19 protein-coding genes and 1 pseudogene are annotated in these 17,626 nt (G+C 68.9%); 12 read left to right on the top strand and 8 right to left on the bottom strand.

Features of this window, described 5'->3' with window-relative positions:
• Positions 1-74 precede the first annotated feature (74 nt).
• The 4 genes from LGN10_RS29085 to LGN10_RS29070 all read left to right on the top strand — a co-directional run bounded on the left by LGN10_RS29085 (position 75) and on the right by LGN10_RS29070 (position 2,974).
• Complete coding sequence (locus LGN10_RS29085; protein WP_060314447.1) at positions 75-752, top strand: heavy metal response regulator transcription factor; 678 nt, start codon at positions 75-77, stop codon at positions 750-752.
• Positions 749-2,209, top strand: coding sequence for a heavy metal sensor histidine kinase (locus tag LGN10_RS29080; protein ID WP_226225841.1), 1,461 nt, complete (start codon positions 749-751; stop codon positions 2,207-2,209). Before LGN10_RS29085 ends, LGN10_RS29080 begins: the two co-directional genes overlap by 4 nt.
• 169 nt (positions 2,210-2,378) lie before the next feature.
• On the top strand, positions 2,379-2,630 hold the full coding sequence (locus tag LGN10_RS29075) for an AbrB/MazE/SpoVT family DNA-binding domain-containing protein (RefSeq protein WP_081059215.1): 252 nt from the start codon (positions 2,379-2,381) through the stop codon (positions 2,628-2,630).
• On the top strand, positions 2,624-2,974 hold the full coding sequence (locus LGN10_RS29070; protein ID WP_226225840.1) for a type II toxin-antitoxin system ChpB family toxin: 351 nt from the start codon (positions 2,624-2,626) through the stop codon (positions 2,972-2,974). Before LGN10_RS29075 ends, LGN10_RS29070 begins: the two co-directional genes overlap by 7 nt.
• A 466-nt stretch (positions 2,975-3,440) precedes the next feature.
• Here LGN10_RS29070 and LGN10_RS29065 read toward each other — a convergent pair whose 3' ends face one another.
• The 3 genes from LGN10_RS29065 to LGN10_RS29055 are packed head-to-tail and all read right to left on the bottom strand — an operon-like array spanning position 3,441 to position 9,761.
• The gene (locus tag LGN10_RS29065; protein WP_226225839.1) at positions 3,441-4,982 is read right to left on the bottom strand and encodes an efflux transporter outer membrane subunit; all 1,542 of its coding nucleotides are present in this window, start codon (positions 4,980-4,982) and stop codon (positions 3,441-3,443) included.
• A 31-nt stretch (positions 4,983-5,013) separates the two neighbouring features.
• The gene (locus LGN10_RS29060) at positions 5,014-6,468 is read right to left on the bottom strand and encodes an efflux RND transporter periplasmic adaptor subunit (protein ID WP_226225838.1); all 1,455 of its coding nucleotides are present in this window, start codon (positions 6,466-6,468) and stop codon (positions 5,014-5,016) included.
• Between the two features lie 53 nt (positions 6,469-6,521).
• Complete coding sequence (locus LGN10_RS29055) at positions 6,522-9,761, bottom strand: efflux RND transporter permease subunit (RefSeq protein WP_226225836.1); 3,240 nt, start codon at positions 9,759-9,761, stop codon at positions 6,522-6,524.
• A gap of 211 nt (positions 9,762-9,972) precedes the next feature.
• Here LGN10_RS29055 and LGN10_RS29050 point away from each other — a divergent pair, with 211 nt between their 5' ends.
• The 3 genes from LGN10_RS29050 (at position 9,973) to LGN10_RS29040 (ending at position 11,370) form a co-directional block, all read left to right on the top strand.
• Positions 9,973-10,440: an MEKHLA domain-containing protein gene (locus LGN10_RS29050; RefSeq protein ID WP_059579075.1), complete on the top strand. Its 468-nt coding sequence runs from the start codon at positions 9,973-9,975 to the stop codon at positions 10,438-10,440.
• 222 nt (positions 10,441-10,662) lie between these two features.
• Entirely contained in the window at positions 10,663-10,968 is a 306-nt protein-coding gene (locus LGN10_RS29045) for a DUF4148 domain-containing protein (protein WP_060314497.1), read from the top strand.
• Positions 10,969-11,109: 141 nt separating this feature from the next.
• Positions 11,110-11,370, top strand: a complete 261-nt coding sequence (locus LGN10_RS29040; protein WP_060314466.1) for a hypothetical protein — start codon at positions 11,110-11,112, stop codon at positions 11,368-11,370.
• On the opposite strand, the gene LGN10_RS29035 is transcribed toward LGN10_RS29040, so the two are convergent.
• The 3 genes and pseudogenes from LGN10_RS29035 to LGN10_RS29020 form a co-directional block, all read right to left on the bottom strand.
• Entirely contained in the window at positions 11,298-12,440 is a 1,143-nt protein-coding gene (locus LGN10_RS29035) for an FAD binding domain-containing protein (RefSeq protein ID WP_226225834.1), read from the bottom strand. The two genes, LGN10_RS29040 and LGN10_RS29035, sit on opposite strands and share 73 nt — an antisense overlap.
• Before the next feature lie 40 nt (positions 12,441-12,480).
• A pseudogene (locus LGN10_RS33765) lies at positions 12,481-13,357 on the bottom strand (alpha/beta fold hydrolase).
• A gap of 142 nt (positions 13,358-13,499) precedes the next feature.
• Positions 13,500-14,219 carry a TetR/AcrR family transcriptional regulator gene (locus LGN10_RS29020; protein WP_060314486.1) on the bottom strand — a complete coding sequence of 240 codons (720 nt, stop codon included), beginning with the start codon at positions 14,217-14,219 and terminating at the stop codon, positions 13,500-13,502.
• 227 nt (positions 14,220-14,446) lie between these two features.
• Between LGN10_RS29020 and LGN10_RS29015 the strand changes: the two genes are divergently transcribed.
• Positions 14,447-14,683 carry a DUF1427 family protein gene (locus LGN10_RS29015; RefSeq protein WP_226225833.1) on the top strand — a complete coding sequence of 79 codons (237 nt, stop codon included), beginning with the start codon at positions 14,447-14,449 and terminating at the stop codon, positions 14,681-14,683.
• Positions 14,665-15,402, top strand: a complete 738-nt coding sequence (locus LGN10_RS29010) for a YoaK family protein (protein WP_089466076.1) — start codon at positions 14,665-14,667, stop codon at positions 15,400-15,402. Before LGN10_RS29015 ends, LGN10_RS29010 begins: the two co-directional genes overlap by 19 nt.
• Positions 15,403-15,536: 134 nt before the next feature.
• Here the strand turns inward: LGN10_RS29010 and LGN10_RS33860 are convergent, their stop codons facing one another.
• Together LGN10_RS33860 and LGN10_RS29000 are read right to left on the bottom strand one after the other, a co-directional pair.
• Positions 15,537-15,683 (bottom strand): hypothetical protein, encoded by a 147-nt coding sequence (locus tag LGN10_RS33860; RefSeq protein ID WP_407641368.1) that lies wholly within the window; start codon positions 15,681-15,683, stop codon positions 15,537-15,539.
• 29 nt (positions 15,684-15,712) lie between these two features.
• On the bottom strand, positions 15,713-15,994 hold the full coding sequence (locus tag LGN10_RS29000; protein ID WP_081059213.1) for a XapX domain-containing protein: 282 nt from the start codon (positions 15,992-15,994) through the stop codon (positions 15,713-15,715).
• Between the two features lie 306 nt (positions 15,995-16,300).
• Here LGN10_RS29000 and LGN10_RS28995 point away from each other — a divergent pair, with 306 nt between their 5' ends.
• The 3 genes from LGN10_RS28995 to LGN10_RS28985 all read left to right on the top strand — a co-directional run.
• Positions 16,301-16,987, top strand: a complete 687-nt coding sequence (locus LGN10_RS28995; protein WP_059579098.1) for a hydrolase — start codon at positions 16,301-16,303, stop codon at positions 16,985-16,987.
• Between the two features lie 169 nt (positions 16,988-17,156).
• Entirely contained in the window at positions 17,157-17,324 is a 168-nt protein-coding gene (locus LGN10_RS28990) for a DUF1427 family protein (protein WP_059579100.1), read from the top strand.
• Positions 17,325-17,343: 19 nt separating this feature from the next.
• On the top strand, positions 17,344-17,626 hold a 283-nt coding region (locus tag LGN10_RS28985; protein ID WP_226225831.1), incomplete at its 3' end, for an amidohydrolase family protein.

The following is a 17,626-nucleotide window of genomic DNA, read 5'->3' as shown; positions in this document are numbered from 1 at the left end:
TGCACGGAGCGCGGCCGTGTCGCCGTTTCCGGGTAACATCGCCGTATGTCCCCACGAATGCGACGGAGCCGGCCATGCGCATCCTGATAGTCGAAGACGAACCGAAAACGGGCGCGTACCTGAAGAAAGGGCTCGAGGAATCGGGCTTCAGCGTCGATCTCGCGAAGGACGGCGCCGAAGGGCTGATGCTCGCGCAGGAAGAGCGTTACGACGTGATCGTGCTCGACGTGATGCTGCCCGTGCTCGACGGCTGGGGTGTGCTCAAGCGGCTGCGCGAGACGCATACGACGCCCGTGCTGTTCCTGACCGCGCGCGACGACGTGCACGACCGCGTGCACGGCCTCGAACTCGGCGCCGACGATTACCTCGTGAAGCCGTTCGCGTTCGTCGAGCTGCTGGCCCGCATCCGCACGCTCGCGCGTCGCGGGCCGCCGCGCGAGACCGAGCACCTGGCGGTCGGCGATCTGGAAATCGACGTGGTGCGCCGCCGCGTGAAGCGCGGCGCCACGCGAATCGACCTGACGCCGCGCGAATTCTCGCTGCTGCAACTGCTCGCGCGCCGGCAGGGCGAGGTGCTGAGCCGCACGCAGATCGCATCGTACGTGTGGGACATGAATTTCGACAGCGACACCAATGTCGTCGAGGTCGCGATCCGGCGCCTGCGCGCGAAGATCGACGACGCGTTTCCGGTCAAGCTGATCCATACCGTGCGCGGCGTCGGCTACGTGCTCGAGCCGAAGGACGGCGCATGACGCGCCCGCGCTCGCTCGCGGCGACACTCGCGCTCGCTTTCGCCGCGACCACGCTGGCCGCATTCGCGCTCGTCGGCGCGTATGTGTATGCGGGCCTCGAGCGGCAGGTGAACACGCAGGACGATCTCGACATCGTGCTGGCCGCGCGCCACACGCGCCGGCTCGCGGGCGAGCTCGAGTCGCTCGATGCGGTTCGCGCGCACGCGGAGCGGCTGACGAGCCAGGTGCTGGGCAACGAGGCGCTGTCGATGGTCGTCGTCGATGCGCAGGGCGACGTGCTCGCGCGCCACAACGTCCGGCTCGCCGCGCTCGACGATGCACCCGCGGCCGCATCGGTTCCGCTGGCCGACGCGCAACTGTTCGCGCCGCACGCGGCGCCGGTTCCCGCGAACGACCGGATCACGGCCGACCGGCTCGTCACATGGACCGCCGCCGGCGGCACGCCGATGCGCGGCGTCGCGATCGAGGCCGCGCTCGGCGACCGCACGCCTATCCGCATCGCGATCGCGCGCAACATGCGCGACCGGGCCGAACTGCTCGACGGCTACCGCAACCGGCTCATGCTTGCCGGCGGCGTCGGCGCGCTGTTCGCGCTGCTGCTCGGCTACTGGCTGATCCGCAAGGCGCTCGCGCCGCTGCGCGAGATCGTCGACGACACCGGCCGGATCACGGTCGACAAGCTCGACACGCGGCTCGACGCGTCGCGCGCGCCGCCGGAGCTGCGCGCGCTCGTCGATGCGCAGAATGCGATGCTCGGCCGCCTGCAGCAGGCGTTCGCGCATCTGTCGCAATTCAGCGCCGATCTCGCGCACGACTTGCGCACGCCGCTGAACAACATGCGCGGCGCCACCGAAGTCGCGCTCGCGCGGCCGCGTTCGGCCGACGAGTACCAGACGCTGCTCGAATCGAATCTCGAGGAATACGATCGCCTCGCACGGATGATCGAGAACGTGCTGTTTCTCGCGCGCGCCGAGCATCCGAGCTTCGTCACGCGGCAGCGCGCATTCGACGTGCGCGACGAACTCGAGCGCATCGCCGAGTATTTCGAGGGGCTCGCCGACGAGGCGGGCTCGGCGCTGCGCGTCGACGGGCACGGGCAGTTGACCGCCGACGTCGAGCTGTTCCGCCGCGCGGTCGGCAACCTGCTCGCGAACGCGCTGCGTTACACGCCCGCCGGCGGCGTCATCACACTGAGTGTCGATGAAACCGCCGACGCGGTGCGCGTCGTCGTCGCGAATCCGGGCGAGCCGATCGATCCCGCGCTGTTGCCGCGGATCTTCGACCGCTTCGTGCGCGGCGACCCCGCGCGCAGCGGCGGCGCACCGGGCGGCACGGCAGGGCTCGGCCTCGCGATCGTGCGCTCGGTGATGGAACTGCACGGCGGCACCGCGCAGGTCGAAAGCGACGCGCGCGGCACGCGCTTCGTGCTCACGTTCAACCGGCCGCCGGCTGCGTGACGGCGGGTTCGGGCCGCACGGTCGCCGCGTGGTCCTTCGTGCCGGCGTTCGAAACAGGGCAGCCGTTTGCAGGGTCTTCAAACGAACCGAATGTAGAATCAATGTAGATACAAACGGCTTGCCATTTCTGCGGCGCGTGTCTACAATGGATAAACATTCGGAGCGTGATATGGAACTCAAAATTCAGAAGTGGGGCAACAGTGCGGCCGTACGGCTTCCTGCTGTGTTGTTGGAGCAGATCGGCGCGTCGGCTGGCAGTTCTCTGCACGCCGATGTACGGCCGGATGGCGTGTTGCTTTCGCCCGCGCGGCGCAAATATTCGCTGGATGAACTCGTTGCGCAATGCGATCCGAAGGCTCCGCAACCGGCAGACCTCGTCGCGTGGGGTGAAGTCAAGCCCGTGGGACGTGAGGCATGGTGAGGCGCGTCAAGTTCGACCGTGGCGATATCGTGCGGGTTAGCCTGAATCCGACAGTGGGCAAAGAACAGCAAGGGGATTTCCGTCCCGCGCTGGTTCTGTCACCCGCCGCGTTCAACACGCTTGGCGTGGCGCTCGTCGTGCCAATTACGCAGGGCGGCGAATTCGCGCGATACGCGGGATTCGCTGTGCCGCTCTCGGGTTCGGGGACGGAGACGCAGGGCGTGGCGCTGGTGAACATGGTCCGCACGCTCGACCTCGAGGCGCGCGGCGCACGCAAAGTCGAGCGTGCGCCCATTGAAGTTGTCGAAGATGCGCTCGCTCGCCTGCAAACCATTTTGGAATGACGGGAAACGCCGGCCTCGCCGGTAAGTGACATCGCCAATCGACAGTGCGATCAACGCGTCGGTTCGCTGCCTCAAATGCGGCGCGCACGGCGTTGGCGCGTGCAACCGTGGGCGGCTGTTCGATGCGGAGCGTCTCGGCGACGTCATTGCCGGCGAATTGGTCGAAGCCCTGCTCGCAGATGGACAATTACGCGAGCACGCCCCAGCATTATTGGAGCTTGATCCAGAACGAGGCCGGGGACCATTCGCTTGCCAGCGGCAGGTCAACCGGACGTACGAGACCGGAGAGTGGCACCCAACTACCGCGAGGCAATCGACCCGGGCGCAAGTGATGGGGAAGACATGGTTCGCATGACTGACGGTGATATGTCGCAGTGTGACGTCAACGAGCCGTATTACCGACGTGCAACCTTTCGTCCGCCGATCGAAGAGTTGAAATGGTGCTACGGCTGCGCGCCTCTCACGTTCAACCGGCCGCCGGCTGCGTGACGGTGGGTTCGGGCCGCACGGCCGCCGCGTGCTCCTTCGCGCCGGTGTTCGATTCCGCGCCTGATTCCGCGCCCGCGCCCGCCTGCCAGCCGCCCCCCAACGCCTTCAGCAGGCCGACCGCCGCCTCCATCCGGCGCGCGTCGATCTGATCGGCGGTGCGCCGGTTCGTCAGCGCGATCGTCTGCGCGGTCACCACATCGAGATAGCTGACGGCGCCGGCGTTGAAACGATTCGTCGTCAGCCGCAGCGACAGATCGGCCGCGTCGGTCGCGCGTTGCTGGCTGCCGGCTTCGGAAGCGAGTGCATCGAGCGCGGACAACTGATCCTCGACCTGCTGGAACGCGACGAGCACGGTTTGCCGGTAATCGGCGACCGCGCCGTCGTATTGCGCATGCGCGCCGCGCAGCGATGCGCTGCGGCGGCCGCCGTCGAACAGCGTGCCGGCGAGCTGCGGGCCGAGCGACCAGAACAGGCTCGGCGCGGTGAGCCACGGCGCGAAGAACGAACTCTCGAGCCCCGCGCTCGCCGACAGCACCAGATCGGGAAAGAACGCGGCACGTGCCTCTCCGATCTGCGCGTTCGCGGCCGCGACGCGACGCTCGGCCGCCGCGATGTCGGGCCGCCGCTCCAGCAGTTGCGACGGCACCCCGGCCGGAATGGCCGGCACGTGGAACGCCTGCACGCGGGGCGGCAGCGCGAACGTCGACGCGCTTTCGCCGACGAGCGTCGCGATCGCGTGCTGCAACTGCGCACGCGACGCGTCGATGTCGGTGTCCTGCGTGCGCGTCGATTCGAGTTGCGTCTGAGCTTGGGCGACGGCCGACGCGTCGATCGCACCGGCCGCGAGTTGCTGCCTGAGCAGCGTCAGCGCGTCCGCGTACGCGCGGACCGTGTCGTCGAGCAGTTGCTTCTGCGTGTCGAGCGAGCGCAGCGCGAAATAATCGGTCGCGAGTTCGGCCGTGACCGACAGCTTCACGGCCTGCAGGTCGGCCGCGCTCGCGGCCGCGTTCGCCTGCGCGCCCGTCACCGCATCGCGCACGCGGCCGAACACGTCCGGCTCCCAGCTCGCGGCCACGCCGGCCTGATAGTCGGGCGTCGTCTTGCCGGCGAGCGACGAGCCGAGCCGGTTCTGCGACACGCGCGCGCGGCTTTGCGCGACGCCCGCGGTGATCGTCGGCAGGAATCCGGCGTGCTGATAGTCGACCATCGCGCGTGCCTGCTGCAGATCGGCGACGGCTTTCTTCACCGTCTGGTTCGACACGTCGACGCGTGCTTCGAGCGCGTTCAGGTCGGCGTCGCCGAACACGGTCCACCACGCGCCGCGCGCGGCGGCGTCGGCCGGCATCGCGACGTGCCAGCCGGCCTGCGCGGCAGGTGCGGCCGGCGCGCCCGCGTAGTGCGCGGGCACCGCGACGGCGGGTGGCGAATAGGGCGGCAGCGTCGAGCAGGCGGTCAGTGCGGCGGTGGCGGCGAGCGCGACGATGCGACGTGCGAACGGAAGCGGATGACGGAGGCGCATGGCAGATATCTCGTGATTCGTCGTCGATGGGTCAGCCGCGGGTGGGCGCGGCAGCGGGCGTTGACGTAGCCGGTGCGGCGCCGGCCGCGCGCGGCGGCGGCACGTTGCGTGCATCGGCCGCAGACGCCGGTTGCGCGGCCTGCGCGGCCTGCACGGCGGAAGCGGCCGAAGCGCCCGAAGCGCCCGAAGCGGCCGAAGCCGGCGAAGCAGCGACCGGCGCCGCATCGTGCGCGGTCGACACGATCTTCACGGTCTCCCCTGCCGTGATCGCATCGCCCGGGTTGTCGATCACGCGATCGGTTGCCGCGAGCCCCGCGACGATCTCCACCCGCGTGCCGAAATCGCGCCCGATCTGCACGGTCTTCAGCGCGGTGCGCCCGTTCGCGCCGACGGTGGCCACCGTCACGCCGTTCGGGCGGAACAGCAGCGCGCTGACCGGCAGCTCGAGCGCCGGCGCCGCGCTCGGCACGACGAGATGCGCCTGCGCATACGCGCCGGGCATCAGCGCGCCGTCGCGATTGTCGACGTCGATCTCGACGCGCAGCGTGCGCGTGACGGGATCGATCGCGCCCGCGCTGCGCGCGACGCGCGCGGCGATGCGCCGCCCCGGATACTGCGGCGTCGTCAGGTAGACCGGTGTGCCGGTCGACACGCCCGTCGCGCTGTCCTGCGGCACGTCGACGAACACGCGCAGCGTGTCCGTCTGTTCGAGATGGAACAGTTCGCCGGACAGGCCCGGGCTGCCCGGCGTGCCGCCCGCGGTGACGAGCGTGCCGACGTCGACGTTGCGTGCGGTGATCACGCCGTCGAACGGCGCGGTGACGGATTCGTACGACACGAGTTCGGCAAGATGCGCGACGTTCGCCTGCGCGGCGGCGAGCATCGCGCGCTTCGCGTTCATGTCCGCGACCTTCGTGTCGGTGTCCTGCTGTGACACCGATTGCGTCTTCAGCATGTCCTGCCAGCGCTGCGCGGTCGATTTCGCATAGTCGTAGTTCGCCTGCGCGCTCGCTTCGTCCGCGCGCGCCTGGCGCAACTGCGCGTCGAGATCGGGTGCCGAGATCTGCGCGAGCGTCTGGCCGGCCTTCACGTGCGTGCCGAGATCGGCGCTCCAGTGCGCGATATAGCCGCTCGTGCGCGCATAGATCGATGCGTCCGCATACGGCGTCACCGCGCCGGGCAAGGTCAGCGTCTGGTCGGCCGGCGCCGTGCCGGGCACGACGACCGACACTGGCAGCGCCTGCTGCACGGCCACCTGCGCACGCTGCGCGGCGCGCGCGTCGATACGCGGCACGATGCCGAGCGCGAGCAGCGCGGCGGCGAGCGCGGCGGCCGCGAGCGGCACGGTCAGCTTGCGGCCGCGGCGAGCCGGCGGGGTGTCGGAGGCGGCGCCGCGCGCGGCGGGCGGCACGGCTGCGGCAGCGGGGGCCGCGGTGGCCGTTTCGGCGGCCGGCGGCGGGGCGACGGGTTCGATCGAGTCGTTCATGATGGGTCCGGGGTCGGGCGAATCGAAGGATGGGAAGGGGCGGCCGTGCGCGCTCAACGCAGTGCCGGCGTATCGGGCGCGGGCTGCGCGCGCCGGGCGGCCGCGGCGTCGCGGCGCCGCGCGAGCCACGCGTGGACGAAGCCGAACACCACCGGCACGAACAGCAGCGTCGACACCGTGCCGAACGCGAGGCCGCCAATCACCGCGCGGCCGAGCGGCGCATTCTGTTCGCCGCCGTCGCCGAGGCCGAGCGCCATCGGCAGCATGCCGATCAGCATCGCGAGCGCGGTCATCACGACGGGGCGGAAGCGGTTGAAGCCGGCATCGAGCGCCGCTTGCCACGGCGACGCGCCGCCCGCGAGCAGCTCGCGCGCCGCGTTCACGACGAGAATGCTGTTCGCGGTCGCGATGCCGATGCACAGGATCGTGCCGGTCAGCGCGGGCACCGACAGCGTGGTGCGCGTGACGAACAGCATCCATGCGATGCCGGCGAGCGACGCCGGCAGCCCGCCGACGATCACGAGCGGATCGAGCCACGACTGGAAGTTCACGACCATCAGCAGGTAGACGAGCGCGATCGCGAGCGCGAGGCCGCCGAGCAGGCCCGTGAACGATTCGTGCATCGCCTGCACCTGGCCGCGCAGCACGATCGACGAGCCGGGCGGCAGTTGCGCGCGTGCGGCGTCGACGAGCTTCGTCACGTCGGCCGTGACGCCGCCGAGGTCGCGCCCCTGCACCGACGCGAAGATGTCGAGCACCGGCTGCACGTTGTAGTGCGACACCACGGCCTGCTGCGTCGAGCGCGAGAACGTGCCGAGCGAGCCGAGCAGGTTCTGCGCGGGCGTGCCCGCGGCCGGGCCGCCGGCCGGCGTCTGCGGCGAGCGCGCGGTGCCGGCGGGCAGCGGCACGTTCGCGAGCGACTGCAGCGAATTCACCGTGTATTGCGGCGTCTGCACGAGCACCGGGTAGCTGACGCCGTTGCGTGGATCGAGCCAGAAGTTCGGCGTGGTCTGCGAACTGCCGGACAGCGCGATCAGCAGGTTCTGCGCGACGTCGCGCTGTTCGAGGCCGGCCTGGATCGCCTTCGTGCGGTCGACGTTCACGTTGATCGCCGGTTCGTCGCCGGGCTGCTGGATGCGCGCGTCGACGAGCCCGCGCACGCCGCGCAGTTTCGCGAGCAGCGCATTCGCGACCGCGCGGTTCTGGTCGAGCTTGTTGCCGACGATCTGGATGTCGATCGGCGCGGGCAGCCCGAAGTTCAGGATCTGGCTGACGATGTCGGCCGGCAGGAACGCGAACGTCACGCCGGGGAACGACTGCGCGAGCACGTTGCGCAGCTTCGCGACGTATGCGGCCGTCGACGCATGATTCGGTTTCAGCGTGACGAGCACGTCGGCGTCCTCGGTGCCGATCGGGTCGGACGAGTCGTACGTGAGGTTGATCCCGCTCACCGGCACGCCGATGTTGTCGAGCACGCCGGCGAGTTCGTTGGCCGGGATCACGCCGCGGATCTTGGCTTCGACTTCGTCGGTCAGCCGCGCGGTTTCCTCGATTCGCGTGCCGGTCGGCGCGCGCAGGTGCAGGCGGATTTCGCCGGTGTCGACCGACGGGAAGAAGTCTTGACCGGCGAACGCGTAGAGGCCCGTCGACGCGACGCACGCGAGCAGGAACGCGGCCGCGAAGCGGCGGCGCCGCGCGATCGCCGCCGAGAGCACCGCGCGATAGCGCAGCCGCACGGCCTCGAAGCGATGCTCGAACGCGGCCTGGAAACGCGCGACGCGCGCGAATACGCCGCGCGGCGGCCGGCCTTGCCCCTTCGCGCGCATCAGCGCCATCGCGAGCGTCGGCACCAGCGTGCGCGAGAAGAAGTACGACGCGATCATCGCGAAGATCACGGCCTCGGCCAGCGGCACGAACAGATAGCGCGCGACGCCCGTGAGCAGGAACATCGGCACGAACACGATGCAGATCGACAGCGTCGACACGAAGGTCGGCACCGCGATTTCGCCCGCGCCGGTCAGAATGGCTTCCTCTAGCGGCGCGCCGAGCTCCAGATGATGCGTGATGTTCTCGATCGCGACGGTCGCGTCGTCGACGAGGATCCCGACCGCGAGCGCGAGCCCGCCGAGCGTCATGATGTTGATGGTCTGGCCGAGCACGGACAGCGCGAGCAGCGACGTGAGCACCGCGAGCGGAATCGATACCGCGATGATCAGCGTCGCGCGCCAGCTGCCGAGAAACAGCAGGATCATCAGCGCTGTCAGGCACGCGGCGATCAGCGCCTCGCGCACGACGCCCTGGACCGCCGCCTTCACGAACACGGACTGATCGTCGAGCGGCGAAATGTGCAGCGCCTTCGGCAGGCCGGCCGCGATCTTCGGCAGCATCGCCTTCACCTGGTCGATGATCGTCAGCGTCGACGCGCTGCCGGTCTTCTCGACCGTCAGCAGCGCCGCGCGCTTGCCGTCCACGCGCACGATGTTGGTCTGCGGCGCGTAGCCGTCGCGAACGTGCGCGACGTCGCGCACGTACACGACATTGCCGCCGATCGTCTTCACCGGCAGGTCGTTCAGCGCGGCGACCGTCTGCGTGCTGCCGTTCATCTGCACGTTGTATTCGTGCGTGCCGATCTTCGCGGTGCCGCCCGGCAGGATCAGGTTCTGCGCGTTGATCGCGTTCACGACGTCGATCGGCGCGAGCCCCTTCTCCTGCAGCGCGCGCGTATCGAGATCGACGACGATCTGGCGGATCTTGCCGCCGAACGGCAGCGGCACGGCCGCGCCCTGGACGGTCGCGAGCTGCGTGCGGATGAAGCTGTTGCCGAGGTCGTACAGCTGCTGCTCGGCGAGCGTGCCGCTCGACAGCCCGAGCTGCAGGATCGGCACCGTCGACGCGTTGTACGTGATGATGTTCGGCGGCAGCGTGCCGGGCGGCAGGATGCGCAGGATCGACGCGGCGTTGCTCGCGGCTTCCGCGATCGCGCGATTGATGTCGGCGCCCGGATGGAAGAAGATTTTCACGACGGACACACCGTTGAGCGACTGCGACTCGATGTGCTCGATGTCGTCGACGTCGGACGTGAGCGCGCGCTCGTAGTTCGACGTGATCCGCTTGGCCATGTCCTCCGCGGAGAAGCCGTTGTACGACCAGACGATGCTGACGACCGGAATGTCGATGCTCGGAAAAATGTCGGTCGGCGTGCGCAGCAGGGCAAGCGGCCCCGCGATGAAGATCAGCAGCGCGAGTACGACGAACGTGTAGGGCCTGCGTAACGCCAGCCGGACGATCCACATGATGGTGCTCCTCGAAGCAGGGCTCGGATGCGCATTCGATGCGACGAGCATGCAGTCTGCCGGCGCGGCGTTGACCCGACCCTGACCCGAAGATTACGAAGTCGTTATCTGTGCGGATGCGGCGGCGCCGGCCGCGCCGCTTCGTCCCTATAATGTCCGGCCGTGAACCTTCACGCGTTCCCGTATCCCGCCGCTTTCAGGAGCCTGACCGATGTCGTTGCGCACCGATGCAGATTTCTTCCTCCTTCTCGCCGATTCCTACCGCCGGCTGTTGCACCGCCCGCTCGTTCCCGACGGGATGAGCGCGTCCGACGGCGCCGCGTGGCTGTACGAGACGGCGCCGTTCGGCGTGCTGGCGCACGACACGTCGGCCGATCCGGTGTTCGTGTACGGCAACCGGCGCGCGCAGGCGATTTTCGAATACGACTGGGACGAACTGACGGCGTTGCCGTCGCGCCTGTCGGCGGAGCCGATGGAGCGGCGCGAGCGGCAGATATTCCTCGACAAGGTGATGCGGGACGGCTTCGTGTCCGGATACCGCGGCGTGCGGGTCACGAAATCCGGCAAGCGGTTCTGGATCGAGCGCGCGACCGTGTGGCAGCTCACGGACGCAGACGGAATCGTGCGCGGCCAGGCCGCGATGATTCCGGAAGTGCGGCCGCTCGACGCGTCCGCATGAGCGCGACGGTCGTCCGACGTGCGCGCCTGCGCGGTGCCCGGCGAGCCGGGCGCCCCTGCACGACGGGCGCCCGCGCCCGGATAACAAAACCGTAATCGAAGCCTCACCTTCAGGAAAGCGCGCGAATCGCAGAATGATCCCAACTCTTCATCACATCGATGGGGAGCGGATGTCCGGCCTGATCTGCGGACGCGAACACGCCATCTTTGAGAGGTGAACATCATGAACAACCTGATTCGTGCAGTCCTGCTTTCCTGTGCGCTGAGCGCACCGATCGTCGCATTTGCGCAAACCGCCGACCATGCGCTCACACGGGCCGACGTGCGCGCCGATCTCGTCCGTGTCGAGAAGGCCGGTTATCGGCCGGTCGGCAGCGATCCTTACTATCCCGAGGACATCCAGGCAGCGGAGGCGAAGGTCGCCGCCCAGCATCCGCAGTCGGTCGCTGCACGGCCGGATGCCGCCGCCGCGACGGGCGTGCCTTCGCTCGCATCGCTCGACACGCAGCAATTGTTCGAGCACCACTGAACGCGGTTTTTTCAGCCGCCGTCCGCCGCCGGCGTCGGGTCATTCGACGCCGGCAACGCACCCGTCACGCAACGAATCGCTTTCGCTCGCGCGGTCGTGCCGGCGGCGCGTCCCCATCGAATCGTTCTCGGGAGTGTCATCATGAACCGCAAGCTTCTCGCCGCCGCATTGCTCGCTCTTTGCGTCGGCACGGCCGCCGCCACGCCGGCCTTCGCGCGCGGCCAGCCGCAACTGCCGGATGACGACGGCGGGCGCGCGAGCGTGCTGCACGCGCTCGACCCGGAGTCCGATGCGCCGCGCCGGGCGCATGACACGCGGCCCGCGAACGCTCAGGCCGCGCCCATCAAACGTGCGCCGAGCGCGATTCCGCGCGCGGCGATCGATGCGCTGGCGGCGCGCTGACGGGCGTCCCAGCCGGCCAGCCCGGCGTCGAACCTGCTGCCTGGCGCGACGTCGCGCAACGCCTGCGCGAGACCGACCGCATCGTCGGCCGCTTTCGCGACGCCCGCCGCCGTGTGCGGGCGCACCATGCAGGCGGCGTCGCCGAGCAGCACCGCGCGCCCGAACGCCATCCGCTCGACCGCGAGATCGAGGATCGCCTGCGCGAATGGCGCGGGTGTCGCGTCGACGAGCGCGGCGAGCGTCGGCGCGAGCATCCGGTCGGCGGCGTCGACGAGTTCCGCGCGGTTGTCGTCGCGCATCGCGCCGGGCGGCAGCGACCCGTCGCGCTGCGTGCCGTCGCGTGCAAGGAACAGCGATGCCAGCCGGTCGGACGCGAGACGCCGGTACCACACCCAGTTCACGCGCCGCCCGCCCGGTTCGAGTGCGCCGTCGGCGCCGGGCACCAGATAGGTGAGGAACAGGTGCCGGTCGCCTTGCTGGAACGTGAAGCGTTCGCGCAGCAGAACCAGCACCTGCTCGGGCAGCGCGCGTTCGTCGACGAGCCCGCGCCACGCGACATAGCCCGCATACGTCGGCCGCACGTCCGGCAGCAACTGCGCGCGCACGGTGGAGCGGCCGCCGTCCGCGCCGATCAGCAGGTCGGCCGTCTCGGCATGGCCGCTCGCGAAGTGCGCGACGATGCGCTCGCCGTCCTGCTCGAACCGCTCGAACGCGTCGCCGGCGTGGAGGATGCCGGCCGGCAGCGCACGCTTGAGCGCCGTGTAGATCACGTTCCACGCGGTCTGCGTCTGCGGCATCGCGAAGCGTTGCACGATCCGGTCCTGTGCGTCGACGTAGATCCGGTCGATCGAATCGACGCTGGCCGCGCGCGGCAGCGGCACGCCGCCGAACGCGAACGCGCGCTCGATCGGCGGCTGCAGCACGATGCCGCCGCCGCGGCTGTCGAGTTCGTGCGGCGATTGCTCGAATACGCGGACGTCCCAGCCGGCCGCGCGCAACGCGGTCGCCGCGAACAGCCCGCCGACCGATCCGCCGGCGATGACGGCCTTGCGGCCCGATCCGTGTCCCATCCGATGGTCCTCCGATGATGCCGCGTGCAGCGGCGTTGCGTCAGCCGGCCCAGCCGCGCAGGAAATCGAGCAGCAGCATGTTCACGCGCTCGGGCTGCTCCTCGTGCGGCAGGTGCCCGCACTGCGCGATCGGCTCGGCCCGCAGGTTCGCCGCCATGCCTTCCCATACGGCCTTCATGTCGAACATCTTGCCGACCGCGTAGAAATCCTCGCCCCAGATCGCCATGGTCGGGCACCCGATCCTGACATCCGCATCGACGAGATCCTGCTGCACGTCTTCCGCGTTCGCGCGATAGTCGGCCAGCGCGCCGCGCACGGGCCCCCGGGCGCCGATACGCGCGGACGTACGTGTCGAATGCATCGCCCGAGATCGCATGCGGGTTGTAGCACCAGTCGGCGAAGAAATAGCTGAGCCATTCGGCTTCCTTGCCCGCGATCAGCGCCTCCGGCAGGTCGGGCACCTGGTGGAACAGGAAGAACCAGTACGCGCGCGCCGTTTGCGCGGTCATGTTCTGCGCGACGATGCGCGTCGGCACGTTGTCCATCACGACGAGCCGCTCGACGCGCGCGGGGAAGTCCTTCGCGAAACGCGTCGCGACGCGTGCGCCGCGATCGTGGCCGACGAGCGCGATGCGGTCGATGCCGAGCGCATCGAGCAGCGCGGCGAGATCGCGCGCCATGTTGCGCTTGTCGTAGCCGGCCGCGGGCTTGTCGGTTTCGCCGTAGCCGCGCAGGTCGGGCGCGATCACGCGGTAGTGCCGCGCGAGCACCGGGATCTGGTGGCGCCACGCGAAGCTGGTTTCGGGAAAGCCATGCAGCAGCACGACGACGGGCCCGGCGCCGGCATCGATGACGTGCTGGCGGATGCCGTTCGCGGTAATGGTGTGATGGGTGAGTGCGAGCGTGTCGGTCGTCATGTGGGAGCCCCGGTTCGATGTGGAAGGTGCGCGGTACGGCACGCGTCCAATGCTGTCCGAGCATAGGGCAAGCAGCGACCGTCGCGGCTGAATCGTTCTGAATCGGCCCGGGCGCGGTGCAACGCCACGCCGCGCCGCGGCATCACGAGCGGCGGGCGCGCTTCGCGGCTGCGTCGGACGCGACACGCTTCAGCGCGGCCGGCGTGCCGTTCAGGAACGCGTCGATCTGCCGTTCGATTTCCGCGTCGAGATCGTCGGGTACCGGCAGCCCGTATACCCACTTGCGCACGCCGAGATAGAAGATGCTCGCGTGCAGGCTCCACACCAGTTCGATTTCCGCATTGCGCTGCGCTTCCGACGCCGGCGTCGCGATGTCGTACGCATGCCGCAGCTCGCGCAGCACCGGCAGGAACACGCGTTCGCGCAGCCGCGACAGATAGCGCGTGTTGAAGCCCTCGCGGCTGAGCCCCGCGAAGATGAACGTGCGAATCCATTCGCGCCGCAGGATCGTCTGCGCATACGACCGGTAGAACGCGACGAGCCGCTGCTGCAGCGGAACCGAGCGGTCGGCGATCAGTTTTTCCCACTCGGGATCCCACGTGTAGACCTCGTCGTATACGCGATCGATCAGCGCTTCCTTGCTCGGGAAATACCGGTAGAGCAGCGGCTGGGTCACGCCGATCTGCCGCGCGAGCTCACGCGTGCTGCCGGAAAAACCGTGGGTCGCGAAGTGTTCGACCGCCTTTTCGACGATCTGCCGCTCGCGCGCTTCCGGCGTGAGGCGGCGGCCCGATGTGGCGGCGGTGTCGTCGGCGGTCGCCCCGCGCGTGCGGGGCGCTGCCTTGCGCTTGGTGTCGGTCATGCGTCGGCTCCTGAATGCGGCCATTCTGCACTTATCGATCGAAAAATAGCAAGGCGCGCCACCGCGAAGCCGGCCACGCGGCGCGGGCGTCGCCGCCCCGCGCGTTCAGAACGATTCAGTTCGCCGCCATGACTTTCAGGCCCGCATTCCGTAGTCTTGCTCCCGAGCCGCCGCACGCGGCCGAATCCCTTCGGCCGGCCCGGCCGGCGGCGTAACCGGAACGGACCATGCCTTACCTGATCTCGCCGGGAGCCGGCATCGCAGCCGGCCTCCCGCACCCCCTCGTGCGCGTGCAATCGCCCGCGCCGCCGCCGATCGCCCTGGCGGGCCGGCTCGGCCTCGTCTTGCGCGAGCATGCGGTCGCGCTCGCGCGGGCGCAATGGCGCGCGCGCGCCGCGCAGGTCCGCGATGCGGGCACCGTCGACCCAACCGCGGAAGCCACGACATGCAGCCCGCGCAAGTAACGGCAGCGGGCGCGGCGGCCCCCGATCGCCTGCGCGGCGAGGATGTGTTTCTCGCATCGATCGCCGGCTACGTCGACACGCTCGGCTTCGTCGCGCTGTTCGGGCTCTTCACCGCGCACGTTACCGGCAACTTCATCCTGATCGGCTCGGGCCTCGCCGGTGTCGGCCAGGGCCTGATGATCAAGTGGCTCGCGTTTCCGGCATTCATCGCGGGCATCGTGGCCGCCCGCCTGCTCGATCACCGGATGCGCGTGCGCGGGCATGGCCCGCGGGCGCGCTCGCTGTACGCGCTGCAGACGATCCTGCTGGCCGGCTTCATGCTCGCGGGCGTCGCGGCGTCGCCGATCGGCAGCGCCGATGCGCCCGCGACGATCGTCTGCGGGCTGCTGGGTGCGGCGGCAATGGGCGTGCAGAACGCGCACGGCCGGCTGACCGCGCGCACCGTCGTCGCGAACACCGTGATGACCGGCAACGTCACGCAGGCGGTCATCGATGCATTCGACTGGCTCGTGCCGATCGCCGCGCCGGCCGAACGGGAAGCCGCGCGCGCGCGGCTGCGACGCACGCTGCCGCCGGTCGCCGGGTTCGCGCTCGGTGCGGGCGCCGGCGCGAGCGCCTACCTGTACGCCGCGTTCTGGGCGCTGGCGCTGCCGCTCGCGATGCTCGCTTTCCTCACCTGGCGCGCCGGCCGGACCGGCGAGACGTCCGCGGCGCGCTGAGCGCCGATACCGCGCGCGGCGTCGGCTGTGCGCGGCATCGGGGGCGGCGAAGCCGCTCCCGTTTCTTCATTCCGTCAACGCTGGCTTCGAGAATGGCTTGATTCAGGTCGGCAAGCGCCAGACGCCTCGACCGTTCACGGCTGATCTCCCGGAAACCGACACTCGGGGCGGCGGATGCGCAAATCACGCACAACGCGCGACTTCGCGCGCTGCGCCTTCCGTTCAAGCTGTTCGGCAGCATCAAGAAGATGGTGGCCTTCGTCGACGACGACGCGGCCCATGCGCGTGAGCTTCGCTCGACGTGTGCCTGTCACGTCGGTGTCGATTCGCGGCGCTTCACGGAAGCGTCGGAGGTGTGAGCGCCAGGTAACGGGCCGAACATGTGCTGGCTGCACTTCGCGTCGCGCCACGCGGTTCCCGGTCGGATGCCGTCGAGCATTCGTCGCACCACGGGAAGAATCTGTTCGCCGGCCAGAATGCCAAGCAGGCCGGCGAGGGCGACGGCGGGCGGCGCCGGCGATTGCACGCCGATCAGCGCGTAGACGACGCCGGCGAGGATGCCGGCGAAAAGCGAAGCAGTGTACGGTTTCATCGTTCTGGAATGAAATGACAGCCGTTAAAAATACGGACACCTACCGGTCTGGTGTCGATCCGAAAGTCTTGGGCCAGCCTATCAGGTCCGCGCGCTCGTCGTTAGCGCATTCAATGAAATTCAGAACTTTTCAGTCTGAATGTCGAGCGTGGCGAGAATCAGAACAATTAACTGGTGCGGCTGCACATTCGCGTATTGAATGACGCAGGCCGGCCGCCGACGCTTCCGACACCGCGCATTGGACGCCTCGCGGATTCGTCGGCCAGGCGAGTCTCATTTTTCTCCGCGTCAAAGGACATCATCACCATGAGCAACCCCAAGCTTGAAGTACTTACCCCGCACAACAGCCAGCTGATCTTCATCGACCAGCAGCCGCAGATGGCCTTCGGCGTGCAGTCGATCGATCGGCAGACGCTGAAGAACAACGTCGTCGGGCTCGCGAAGGCCGCGAAGGTCTTCAACATTCCCACCACGATCACGACGGTCGAAAGCGAGAGCTTCTCCGGCCACACCTATCCCGAGCTGCTCGACGTGTTCCCGAACCAGAAGACGCTCGAACGCACGTCGATGAACTCGTGGGACGACCAGAAGGTGCGCGACGCGCTCGCCGCGAACGGCCGCAAGAAGGTGGTCGTGTCGGGGCTGTGGACCGAAGTCTGCAATACGACGTTCGCGCTGTGCGCGATGCTCGAAGGCGACTACGAGATCTACATGGTCGCCGACGCTTCGGGCGGCACGACCCAGGCCGCGCACGACATCGCGATGCAGCGCATGGTGCAGGCCGGCGTGGTGCCGGTCACGTGGCAGCAGGTGCTGCTCGAATGGCAGCGCGACTGGGCGCACCGCGAGACGTACGACGCGGTGATGGCGATCGCGAAGGAGCATTCGGGCGCATACGGGATGGGCGTGGACTACGCGTACACGATGCTCCACAAGGCGCCGCAGCGTACCGCGACGCCGCACGAGTCGATTGCGCCCGTTCCGGCGAAGTAAGCGCGGACGGCCTGCAACGGCGGATGCCGGTGCGACGGGTTCGATGCGAACGCGCCGCATCGGCTCCATTGCCGCGGGCGGCGGACGTGACCGAAAACACGAATGCCGCCCGCGGCATGCTGTTCGGCACGCCGCGCCTGCATTTGAAATTGTCCGGGAGATTGATCGCATGAAACCTTATCTGGTTTCCCTTGGTGCGGGCCTGCTGATCGGTGTGATTTACAGCGCCATCAAGGTTCGCTCTCCCGCACCGCCGCTGATTGCGCTGGTCGGGTTGCTCGGCATGCTGATCGGCGTGCAAGCGTTACCCACCGTGAAACAGCTGTTTGGCTTCTGATCAACAAGAGGTGATGCACATGACCGCAACCGTGACCCAACCGGATCTGATCCTGCATAACGGACGATTCACGACGCTCGACCGCGCGAACCCCGTCGCGACGGCCGTCGCGATTGCCGCCGGCCGCTTCGTCGCCGTCGGCAGCGACGCGGACGTCATGCCGCTCGCGGGCCGTGCGACGAAAGTGGTCGATCTCGGCGGCCGCGGCGTGCTGCCGGGCCTGATCGACAACCACTGCCACGTGATTCGTGGCGGCCTGAACTACAACATGGAACTGCGCTGGGACGGCGTGCCGTCGCTCG

It is taken from the genome of Burkholderia sp. AU32262 (genome assembly GCF_020419985.1).
Taxonomy (GTDB): domain Bacteria; phylum Pseudomonadota; class Gammaproteobacteria; order Burkholderiales; family Burkholderiaceae; genus Burkholderia; species Burkholderia semiarida.
This window is presented reverse-complemented; position numbering and strand designations above follow the sequence as displayed.

Excerpts from the sequence above, each read along its gene's own strand:
- LGN10_RS29035 (WP_226225834.1), bottom strand. The coding sequence starts at position 12,440 with ATGGGACACGGATCGGGCCGCAAGGCCGTCATCGCCGGCGGATCGGTC.
- LGN10_RS29045 (WP_060314497.1), top strand. The coding sequence starts at position 10,663 with ATGAACAACCTGATTCGTGCAGTCCTGCTTTCCTGTGCGCTGAGCGCA.
- LGN10_RS29015 (WP_226225833.1), top strand. The coding sequence starts at position 14,447 with ATGCCTTACCTGATCTCGCCGGGAGCCGGCATCGCAGCCGGCCTCCCG.
- LGN10_RS29065 (WP_226225839.1), bottom strand. The coding sequence starts at position 4,982 with ATGCGCCTCCGTCATCCGCTTCCGTTCGCACGTCGCATCGTCGCGCTC.
- LGN10_RS29080 (WP_226225841.1), top strand. The coding sequence starts at position 749 with ATGACGCGCCCGCGCTCGCTCGCGGCGACACTCGCGCTCGCTTTCGCC.
- LGN10_RS29085 (WP_060314447.1), top strand. The coding sequence starts at position 75 with ATGCGCATCCTGATAGTCGAAGACGAACCGAAAACGGGCGCGTACCTG.
- LGN10_RS29010 (WP_089466076.1), top strand. The coding sequence starts at position 14,665 with ATGCAGCCCGCGCAAGTAACGGCAGCGGGCGCGGCGGCCCCCGATCGC.
- LGN10_RS29040 (WP_060314466.1), top strand. The coding sequence starts at position 11,110 with ATGAACCGCAAGCTTCTCGCCGCCGCATTGCTCGCTCTTTGCGTCGGC.
- LGN10_RS28995 (WP_059579098.1), top strand. The coding sequence starts at position 16,301 with ATGAGCAACCCCAAGCTTGAAGTACTTACCCCGCACAACAGCCAGCTG.
- LGN10_RS29000 (WP_081059213.1), bottom strand. The coding sequence starts at position 15,994 with ATGAAACCGTACACTGCTTCGCTTTTCGCCGGCATCCTCGCCGGCGTC.
- LGN10_RS33860 (WP_407641368.1), bottom strand. The coding sequence starts at position 15,683 with ATGGGCCGCGTCGTCGTCGACGAAGGCCACCATCTTCTTGATGCTGCC.
- LGN10_RS29020 (WP_060314486.1), bottom strand. The coding sequence starts at position 14,219 with ATGACCGACACCAAGCGCAAGGCAGCGCCCCGCACGCGCGGGGCGACC.
- LGN10_RS29060 (WP_226225838.1), bottom strand. The coding sequence starts at position 6,468 with ATGAACGACTCGATCGAACCCGTCGCCCCGCCGCCGGCCGCCGAAACG.
- LGN10_RS29070 (WP_226225840.1), top strand. The coding sequence starts at position 2,624 with ATGGTGAGGCGCGTCAAGTTCGACCGTGGCGATATCGTGCGGGTTAGC.
- LGN10_RS28990 (WP_059579100.1), top strand. The coding sequence starts at position 17,157 with ATGAAACCTTATCTGGTTTCCCTTGGTGCGGGCCTGCTGATCGGTGTG.
- LGN10_RS29075 (WP_081059215.1), top strand. The coding sequence starts at position 2,379 with ATGGAACTCAAAATTCAGAAGTGGGGCAACAGTGCGGCCGTACGGCTT.
- LGN10_RS29055 (WP_226225836.1), bottom strand. The coding sequence starts at position 9,761 with ATGTGGATCGTCCGGCTGGCGTTACGCAGGCCCTACACGTTCGTCGTA.
- LGN10_RS29050 (WP_059579075.1), top strand. The coding sequence starts at position 9,973 with ATGTCGTTGCGCACCGATGCAGATTTCTTCCTCCTTCTCGCCGATTCC.